Origin of the sequence: Roseburia sp. AF42-8, assembly GCF_003435965.1 — a bacterium.
GTDB classification, from domain to species: Bacteria; Bacillota; Clostridia; order Lachnospirales; family Lachnospiraceae; genus Roseburia_C; species Roseburia_C amylophila.
Genome location: NZ_QTVB01000102.1, coordinates 1 through 2,445, shown reverse-complemented (window position 1 = coordinate 2,445; position 2,445 = coordinate 1). Strand labels below are relative to the sequence as shown.

The window sequence follows — 2,445 nt, the reverse complement described above, 5'->3', positions numbered from 1 at the left end:
AATTGAAAAAAGACATAATTATGGTATAATTAGACCATGAATAGGAGGTGTACATTATGCCACAAATAATTCCAATTAAAGATTTGAAGAATACATCAGAGATATCTGATATGTGTCATAAAGCAGAGGAACCAATTTATATTACGAAAAATGGATATGGAGATATGGTAATTATGAGCATGGAGACTTATGAGTCAACCATGAGACAGATTGCTATGTACAGAGATATTGAAATATCTGAAAAGCAAATAGAGGAAGGACAGGTAAAGGATGCCAGAACTGCGCTTAGAGAAATGAGGGCGAAGTATGGCATATAAAATAAATGTTACTGAACATGCGAATGAACTGCTTGATAATCTTGTGTATCATTTAATTTATTGCTTAAGGAATGAACAGGCAGCAAAGCATCTGTTGGATAGTATAGATACTATCTGTGACAGGCTAGAGGTTAATCCATTTCAGTTCGCAGAGTGCAGAGATGCATATCTTGCTAAAAGAGGATATCGTGAGGCAGTTGTGTCACAGATGAATTATATTATCGTTTTTGATGTGAGAGCGGATGTTGTAAATGTAGTTGGTATTTTTCATCAGTTAGAGAATTATCAAAGTAAATTATAAAAAATGTGTTGTATTCATCCTACAAATTAAATTTAGTATAATAGAAATACTGCAAAGTAAAATTTAGTAATGGAAGATATTGCAACTAATAAAAATGACAGGTCTGTTAGTTCCGTATAAATAAAATTCAAAGTCCCTATTTACATTTGTGTGTCTGATGTATCAACAGTATAATTATACATTTCACGAATTGCGTATGCAATTAGAAAATCAAGTATTCCAAATTCAAATACAATACCATAAGGCTTTCCAGATAATCTGGGAAGCCTTTTTATATTCATAGGGTGCATTTAAGGGTATGAATTTTGTTTATGCAAGGAGGTTCATGCCATGGCACTCACCAATGAAGAGCTACAGTATTTGATCGTAATGGTCCATATCTTGCTACCAAGAAGATTGGAAAAAATAATCCCAAAACTGAACAGATTGAGCAGGATAATAAACTGCGGATGGACTGGAATCGGGAGGTTGACAGAGCAATCATAAGTGATGTTCCTATGGATGAGATTTTACAGAAAAAAAGGGAACATATCACAGAACCGATAAAAAGGTCGATTGAACTGTATGGAAACAAACCACAACGATTAGCATTGATACTTAATATGGCGATTACGGAACTTGTACTACTGATATCGAAGGTGCTTGAAGCAGCCAGAACTATTCGGAATAAGATACTGCATACAGATGTTGAAAATGATATAATCATAACTTCTTTGGATTGAAATTGTAATATTTAACATAGTGCAGAGGGGCTGTAAAAGTCCCATTGTTACGAACATAATGCCGTATCCGGCATAACCTTAAATGCGACAGCATTTGTATAAGTCACGCATCATCATTCAGAACTTTGCCCAGTTAAAGGCACTTTTCAAAGATACCTGGGAGACAATTCCCGGCAACTGCGATACTTTCATTTATCTTGGAGGCAATGAGCAGAGTACACACAAGTATGTCTCGGAGCTTTTGTGCAAAGGGACGATTGATAAGAAGTCAAGCGGGGAGACAAAGGGCAGACAGGGAAGCTCTTCAAGAAACTATGATGTATTAGGAAGAGAACTGTTTACACCCGATGAGGTCAGAAAGCTGGATAACAAAAAGTGTATTATCTTTATCCGTGGTTTTGTTCCTATCATGGACAATAAGTTCATACCATTCAATCATCCGATGTTTAACCAGACAGCAGATGGCAAGGGAGAGCCTTATGTTCATCAGATAATGGGAGCAGATAATCTTATCGGTCCACCATTTGAGATTCTGTCAGATAAGGCAGTTAAGTATTATGAAAAACTGAAGGATAAGGGCGAGAATGTGTATATAGATTCTCTTACCTATGAGCAGTTTATGATGCTTGGTGATGCGGAATTAAGCAGAAGATTCTCAATGCAGGATGAAGCAGAGCAGAAGGCAAAGATTGACAGGGAGCAAGCAAATGAGCTTGAGTATGTCGATGAATCGCAGAAGTCTGATGCTGCAGAAAGTGCCAATGCGTCTAATGGAAGTACTGGAGCTAAGCCTGTAAGGAATCCTGAGAGGGAAAAGCCTAAGTGGGAGGATACCATCACAAACAGAATGCTACACTGGTCATATACACCGGAGCAGAAGGAAGAGGTGAAGAAAGCACTTGCTGCAGGAGTTCCGAAGGCAACGATTCTTACTTACTTTTATGCGGAGGTAACTGTGGAGAAGATGAGTTCATATCGGAATAAGCATTAAATGATATCGCATAGGCACAGGAATTATGTTATACTGTGTCTATATAATGAAAATGATGTTAAATTCGTTGATATTTTAGGTAAGTAAAGCGTACAACTAAATTTAAAGAATAAG

The 2,445-nt window shown here is 37.0% G+C and carries 3 protein-coding genes and 1 pseudogene; all 4 read left to right on the top strand.

Annotated elements, in window-relative coordinates; translation table 11 throughout:
* Window positions 1-56 precede the first annotated feature (56 nt).
* Window positions 57-317 (top strand): type II toxin-antitoxin system Phd/YefM family antitoxin, encoded by a 261-nt coding sequence (locus DW059_RS15340; RefSeq protein ID WP_117699361.1) that lies wholly within the window; start codon window positions 57-59, stop codon window positions 315-317.
* Window positions 307-618 carry a type II toxin-antitoxin system RelE/ParE family toxin gene (locus tag DW059_RS15335; RefSeq protein WP_117699360.1) on the top strand — a complete coding sequence of 104 codons (312 nt, stop codon included), beginning with the start codon at window positions 307-309 and terminating at the stop codon, window positions 616-618. Before DW059_RS15340 ends, DW059_RS15335 begins: the two co-directional genes overlap by 11 nt.
* A gap of 449 nt (window positions 619-1,067) precedes the next feature.
* Complete coding sequence (locus tag DW059_RS15330; RefSeq protein WP_242986327.1) at window positions 1,068-1,340, top strand: hypothetical protein; 273 nt, start codon at window positions 1,068-1,070, stop codon at window positions 1,338-1,340.
* A 103-nt stretch (window positions 1,341-1,443) separates the two neighbouring features.
* A pseudogene (locus DW059_RS15325) lies at window positions 1,444-2,331 on the top strand (type IV secretory system conjugative DNA transfer family protein); the annotation flags it as partial.
* Between the last annotated feature and the right edge of the window lie 114 nt (window positions 2,332-2,445).